Genomic DNA, 6,636 nt, shown 5'->3' with positions numbered 1-6,636 from the left:
GGTGACGGGCCGACCGTCCTGGTGTCGACGGGGACGCTCCGCTCGAACGACATCGTGTACTCCGGAATGGCAAGGACCAACTGCGTGCCGGACAGGTTCGCCTGTACGGCCTGGCCCGAGACGAGTGCGCCGATCGCGCTGATCACCATCTTTTGCAATGGATCATCACCGGCGTAGAGAGCGAACGTGGTACCGACGTCGTGAACCGAAAAACCATCCGCGCCGGCGTCGTACCGGCCACTCAGTGCGTTGACATTGTCCTGGAAGATCACCGTTCCATCCGGAAAGAAGGAAGCCGATGCCAGAATTTCCGGCGGTATCGGAGATCTCTGCCCGTTCGCCTGGACCGACGTGAGTTGCCATCGATAACCCGCATAGCCTGGTGGGCCGGAGTATGGTCTGCTCGGGGAGTTACCGGCAATGTCTCCCGGGCTTCCTTCACGGAGCAAGAACAGTGTCACCGGCACCGTGATCGTGACAGCCACGAAACACGCGGTGGCAAGCATGACCGGCATGGTCCTTGACCGGCGTGCCGGACGCGGGTCCGGCTCGTGCAGCGTCGCGCGGGTTATCTCCGCCGCCCGGTCGTGCAGCGCGCCGCGCACCATCCGCTCGATGTCGTCCATCAAGGCCTCCCTAGACGCTGCTTCAAGGTGGACATCGCGCGGTTGAGCGAACCGGAAACCGCGGCCGGCGTGATGCCGAGAATCGATGCGATCTGCTGGACCGGCAGGTCGTCGAGGTACCGCAGCACCACGACTTCTCGCTGCCGTCCGGGCAACCTCCGGACGGCGGCCAGCACGCGGTCCCGGTCCGAGCGCCGGATGGTCGCCTGGTCCGCGCCCTCACCGTGCGGAACATGCACGGCTCGCAGCCGCCTGAGGAACATGCGGCGGCGCAATGCGGAACGGGAACGATTCAATACGGCAACGGTCAGGTAGCGCCTCGGCTCATCAAGCCTGGCGGCCAGATCGCGGGCATGCAGGGCCGCGAAGACGTCCTGGACGATGTCCTCCGCCGTGTCCTGGTCGTCGACGACGGCTGCCGCGATCCTGACCAGGGCGAGGTAGTGCTGGTCGAACAGATCCCGCAGGCCGACCCGATCGCCACCGGCCGGCTTGGTGGCATCACCCCTGCCGGTGCTGTGCCGCGCTCGTGCCGGGTTCATCGCGTCCTCGGGATCCACGACGTGTGCGTCCTCACTTAGTAGACGCACGAGCGCCGGTGGGTCTCAACACGAGTTTGCCGCGGCGAAGGGTCCGTCCGGCGTCGCCGGGTTGGCCCTCACACGTATGCGCTGGCCCCGGTTGTGAGAAGGTACCAACCGTGATGAGCGCAATCCGCCGCCCTGCCGTGCTGGTCGCCTCCGTTGCCGTGCTCGGGGGCGCGCTCGCCGCGTGTGGGTCGGGGCCGAGCCAGGTCAACTCCGCCGTGATCATGGGGGACAAGGTGATCACGGTCGATGACGTGCAGCAGCGGCTGGACACCGCGCTCAAGGTGGAGCCGGCGGCGAAGGAGCTGGCGAAGAGCCGGAAGCTGGACCTGGTGTCGCGGGGGATCGTCACCCAGCTGGTCAGGCATGAGCTCATCGCGGAGGCGGCGAAGCGGGAGAACCTGACCGTCTCGGAGAAGGACGTTTCCGACGCCGTGTCGCAGGCGGCACCGTCGGAGGATCCGGTGCAGAAGTCGATCGACGCCGGGTTCGACACCCACGAGCTCACCCGGGACCGCCTGCTGACGGTCGAGCTCGGCCGCAAGTACCTCGGCACGCTGCAACTGATGCTGACCGGCGTTGACATCCAGCGTCCCGGCTACACCCGGGAGCAGGCGAACGATCTGGCCAGGCGGATGGCGGCGCAACCGGACCAGATCGCCGCGCTGGCCAAGGACGCGGCCGGCCAGCCGAGCCAGGAGAACCCGGCCCAGGTCCTCACGAACCAGGAGTGGAACGCGCTGATCTCCTACCAGCGGATCGCCGAGAGTGGCCAGCCGCCCCAGGGGGTCTCGGTGAGCGACCTGATCGTCGGTCAGTTCTTCGCCGCGCCGGACAACTCGGTGATCGCGGTCCGGCTCGGTTCGGGCGAGCAGACCGAATGGGTGATCGCCAAGGTGGCCCGCGATCCCAACGGAGTCCCCGCCGACCTCGCCTCGCTCGCCAGCCGGGCACCCGCGGTGTTCTCCATGACGCTCGGCGAGCGGTTGCTCGGTCCGCTGGCCGGTCAGCTGCACCCGCGGCTCAGCCCGCGCTACGGGGTATGGGACGAGCTGGCGGTCGGCATCGTGCCGAGTGAGGGCGAGAAGAGCGGCCTGGTGCTTCCTCTCGGCAACCGCGCCAAGCCATGACCCCGGCCGCCGGAACCGCCGTCGTGCTGGTGGATCCGGCGCTCGGCGAGGTGGTGCCGGCGGCCGCGATCCCTGCCTTCGGCACGGCCCGGGCGGTGTACCGCGCGCCGGGGCTCACCTGGACGGCGGCCGAGCCGGCCCCGGCGCCGGACGCGCTGTTGGCGCTGGCGCAGGCGGGTCCGGTCGTGCTCATCACCGCGGACCTGGACGATCCGGCTGCCGCGGCGCTGCACGCGGCCGGGGCGGATGTCATTGGGACACAACAGGTTCCGGGTCAGTGGCTGCTGCGCGCGGTGGCCGTGATGGACCGGCTGCGGTCGCCCGGCGGCTGCCCGTGGGACGCCGAGCAGACGCACGAGTCGCTGCGGCAGTACCTGGTCGAGGAGTGCTTCGAGCTGCTCGAGGCGATCGAGGACGGGAACCGCGAGGCGCTGCGCGAGGAGCTGGGCGACGTGCTGCTGCAGGTGCTGTTCCACGCCCGGGTGGCGGAGGAGGACGCGGCCGACCCGTTCACCGTCGACGAGGTCGCGGAAGCCTTGGTGGACAAGCTGATCGGCCGCCACCCGCACGTGTTCGCCGGCGGTGACCCGGCGGTGCGGGACGCCCGCACCCAGGAACGCCGCTGGGAGGAGCTCAAGCAGGACGAGAAGCGCCGTGAGTCCAGTGTGGACGGTGTGGCGCTGGGTCAGCCGGCGCTGGCCCTGGCCGCCAAGCTGGCCCAGCGCACCGCCCGCGCGGGCCTGCCCGGCGACCTGCTCCCCCGGCACACCGACACCGGCTCGCGGCTGTTCGACCTCGCCGCGCTGGCGAAGCTCGCCGGCCAGGACCCCGAGGGAGAGCTTCGCGCGGTAGCCCGGCAATTCGCCCAGAACGTACGTACCGCCGAGGAAGCCGCCCGAAAAGCCGGCGTCGATCCGTTCACGATGGACCACCAGGACTGGCGCCGGTTCTGGCCGTGATCGCCCAGCGCGCAACGGAAATCCCGGTGGCGCGACCGCGGCGTCGGTCCGCGCGGCTAACGTAACGGCGTGACCGCTGCCTACCTCCGCTTCCCGCACCTGCACGACGATCTGATCACGTTCGTGGCCGAGGACGACGTCTGGCTCGTGCCGGTGGCGGGTGGCCGGGCCTGGCGGGTGACCGCGGACCAGTCGGGCGTGGCCAACCCGCGGTTCTCGCCGGACGGCACGATGCTGGCCTGGGCGAGCTGGCGGGACGTCGATCCCGAGGTGCACGTGGCGCCGGTGGACGGCGGTTCCAGCCGGCGGCTGACCTACTGGGGAGACATCCGGACCACCGTGCTCGGCTGGACTTCCGGTGGTGCCGTGCTGGCGGCGACCGCGGCCGGCCAGGCGTCGCTCCGGCGCACCTGGGCGCACGCGGTGCCGCTGGACGGCTCGCCGCCCACCCGGCTGCCGTACGGACCGGTCGGCGGGCTGGCCTTCGCGCCGTCCGGCGCGGTGCTGCTCGGGTCGGTGACCTCCCGGGAGATGGCCTGGTGGAAGCGCTACCGCGGCGGGACCGCCGGCAAGCTCTGGCTGGACGCCTCCGGCAGCGGCCAGTTCGCCCGCATTCTGTCCGAAGTGGACGGTAACCTGGCGGCGCCGATGTGGTGGGCCGGGCGGATCGCGTTCCTGTCCGACCACGAGGGCGTGGGCAACCTGTACACCTGCGCGCTGGACGGCACGGACCTGCGGCGGCACACCGACCAGGAGTTCTACGCCCGCAACGCCAGCACGGACGGCCGCCGGGTGGTCTACCACAGCGCGGGGGAGTTGTGGCTGGTCGAGGATCTGGACGCGCAGCCGCGCCGGCTGGACATCCGGCTCGGCGGGCCGCGCGGCCTGCGCGAGCCGTACCCGTTGCGGGCCAGGGAAAGCCTGGACGAGGTGGCCCCGGACCGCACCGGGCGGGCGAGCGCGGTCAGCATCCGCGGCACCGTGCACTGGCTGACCCACCGGGACGGTCCGGCCCGGGCGCTGGCGGTGCGGCCCGGGGTGCGGGCCCGGCTGCCCCGGGTGCTCGGCGCCGACCGGGTGGTCTGGGTGACCGACGCCGAGGGCGAGGACGCGCTGGAGATCGCGCCGGCAGACGGCGTAGATGCGGGCACGCCGCCGCGCCGGATCGGGGCCGGACTGCTCGGCCGGGTGCTGGAGCTGGCGGCATCGCCGGACGGCCGGCGGATCGCGGCGACCACGCACGACGGCCGGCTGCTGCTCGCCGACCCGGAGAGCGGGGAGATCCGCGAGGTGGTGCGGGCCGCCGAGGGGGATCCGCAGGGCCTGGCGTTCTCCCCGGACTCGGACTGGCTGGTGTGGTCGCATCCGGGCCCGAGCCCGTTGCGCCACATCCGGATGGCCAACACCACCGATGTGTCACCTGACGCTACGTCATCGAGCCAAGGAATTGTCACTGTGGACGTGACACCGCTGCGCTTCGTCGACTCCGACCCGGTGTTCACCGCGGACGGCAAGCATGTCGCGTTTCTCTCGGCCCGCAACTTCGACCCGGTGTACGACGCGCACGTGTTCGACCTGTCCTTCGCCAACGGCTCCCGGCCCTACCTGGTGCCGCTGGCCGCGACCACCCCGTCGCCGTTCGCCCCGGAGCTGCACGGCCGGGCCATCGGCGACACCGAGGAGTCCAAAAAGGACGGCGAGGACGGCGACGGCCCGCCGCGCACCACGGTCGACGTGGAGGGGCTGGCCGAGCGGGTGGTGCCGTTCCCGGTGCCGGCGGCCCGGTACGCGCGGCTGCACACGGTGCGCACCGGCGTGCTGTGGGTCCGCGAGCCGATCACCGGTGTGCTCGGCGCCGACCTCGCCGACCCCGACGACGACGAGCCGGGCGCCGTGCTCGAGCGGTTCGACCTCGGCCGGCGCCGGGCCTTCACCGTGGTGTGCGACCTGCAGGACGTCTGGACCAGCGGCGACGGCGAGCGGATCGTGGTGTGGGACGGCGACAGCCTGCGGGTCCTCCCGGCCCACCACAAGGTCGACTCGGACGATGACGATGACGACGAGGACGCCGACATCGACGTGGACCTGAGCCGGATCCGGGTGCAGGTCGACCCGGCCGCCGAGTGGCGGCAGTCCTTCGACGAGGCCGGCCGGCTGATGCGCGACCACTTCTGGCGCGCCGACATGAGCGGGGTGGACTGGGCGGCGACGCTGGCCCGGTACCGCCCGCTGGTGGACGCGGTCGGGGCGCACGACGAGCTGGTGGACCTGCTCTGGGAGGTGCAGGGCGAGCTCGGCACGTCGCACGCCTATGTCACCCCGCCGGACGGCTGGGCCGGCCGCGAGCACCGGCTCGGGCTGCTCGGCGCGGACCTGGCGCGCGACGAGGACGGGGTGTGGCGGGTGACTTCGGTGCTGCCCGGGGAGAGCTCCGACCCGCGGGCCCGCTCCCCGCTGCGGGCGCCCGGTGTGGCGGTGCGGCCGGGTGACGCGATCCTGGCCGTGGACGGGCGGCCGGTGGAGGCGGCCGGGCCGGGCCCGCTGCTGATCGGCGCCGCCGGCAACCCGGTGGAGCTGACGATTGGCCCGGCGAGCGACGGCCCGAGCCGGGGTGGTCCGGCCCGGCGGGTGGTGGTGGTCCCGCTGCGGGACGACACGCCGCTGCGCTACCAGGCCTGGGTGGCCGGCCGGCGCGCCCACACGCACGAGGCCAGCGACGGGCGGGTCGGCTACGTGCACGTGCCGGACATGATCGCCAACGGCTGGGCGCAGCTGCACCGGGACCTGCGGGTGGAGGTGCGCCGCGAGGCGATGATCGTCGACGTCCGGGAGAACCGCGGCGGCCACCTGTCCCAGCTGGTCGTGGAGAAGCTCGGCCGGACCATCATCGGCTGGCAGATCGGCCGGGACGGCTACTACGTCGAGCCCTACCCGGTGGACGCCCCGCGTGGCCCGGTGGTGGCCGTGGCCGACGAGTTCTCCGGCTCGGACGGCGACATCGTCAACGCCGCGATCAAGGCGCTGGGCATCGGCCCGGTGGTCGGCGTGCGCACCTGGGGCGGCACCATCGGCATCGACATGCGCTACCACCTCGTCGACGGCACCCTGGTCACCCAGCCCCGCTACGCCACCTGGATGCGTGGCCCCGGCTGGGGCGTGGAGAACCACGGCGTCGACCCCGACGTCGAGGTGGTCATGACCCCGCAGGACCACGCCGCCGGCCGGGACCCCCAACTGGACACCGCGATCCGCCTCGCCATCGAGGCGCTCGCCACGACCCCGGCCGCCGTCCCCCCGGAGATCCCCCCGCTGTAGGAGTGCGCTGAAGGGGGCC

5 protein-coding genes are annotated in these 6,636 nt (G+C 72.2%); 3 read left to right on the top strand and 2 right to left on the bottom strand.

The annotated features are described in order from the left end of the window. Together VGR06_RS15435 and VGR06_RS15430 are read right to left on the bottom strand one after the other, a co-directional pair. On the bottom strand, positions 1 to 626 hold a 626-nt coding region (locus tag VGR06_RS15435; RefSeq protein WP_327559762.1), incomplete at its 3' end, for a hypothetical protein. Then, positions 626 to 1,186 (bottom strand): sigma-70 family RNA polymerase sigma factor, encoded by a 561-nt coding sequence (locus tag VGR06_RS15430; protein WP_327559761.1) that lies wholly within the window; start codon positions 1,184 to 1,186, stop codon positions 626 to 628. The genes VGR06_RS15435 and VGR06_RS15430, both read right to left, overlap by 1 nt. Before the next feature lie 143 nt (positions 1,187 to 1,329). Between VGR06_RS15430 and VGR06_RS15425 the strand changes: the two genes are divergently transcribed. From VGR06_RS15425 to VGR06_RS15415, 3 genes are all read left to right on the top strand, one after another. Beyond that, the gene (locus VGR06_RS15425) at positions 1,330 to 2,343 is read left to right on the top strand and encodes a hypothetical protein (RefSeq protein WP_327559760.1); all 1,014 of its coding nucleotides are present in this window, start codon (positions 1,330 to 1,332) and stop codon (positions 2,341 to 2,343) included. Next, on the top strand, positions 2,340 to 3,302 hold the full coding sequence (locus VGR06_RS15420; RefSeq protein WP_327559759.1) for a MazG family protein: 963 nt from the start codon (positions 2,340 to 2,342) through the stop codon (positions 3,300 to 3,302). Before VGR06_RS15425 ends, VGR06_RS15420 begins: the two co-directional genes overlap by 4 nt. Positions 3,303 to 3,371: 69 nt before the next feature. Continuing rightward, on the top strand, positions 3,372 to 6,617 hold the full coding sequence (locus VGR06_RS15415) for a S41 family peptidase (protein WP_327559758.1): 3,246 nt from the start codon (positions 3,372 to 3,374) through the stop codon (positions 6,615 to 6,617). Positions 6,618 to 6,636: the final 19 nt, after the last annotated feature.

It is taken from the genome of Actinophytocola sp., from assembly GCF_036002505.1.
Taxonomy (GTDB): domain Bacteria; phylum Actinomycetota; class Actinomycetes; order Mycobacteriales; family Pseudonocardiaceae; genus DASYTH01.
Note: the sequence above shows the minus strand (reverse complement) of the source record. Positions and strands in the feature narration are given on the sequence as shown.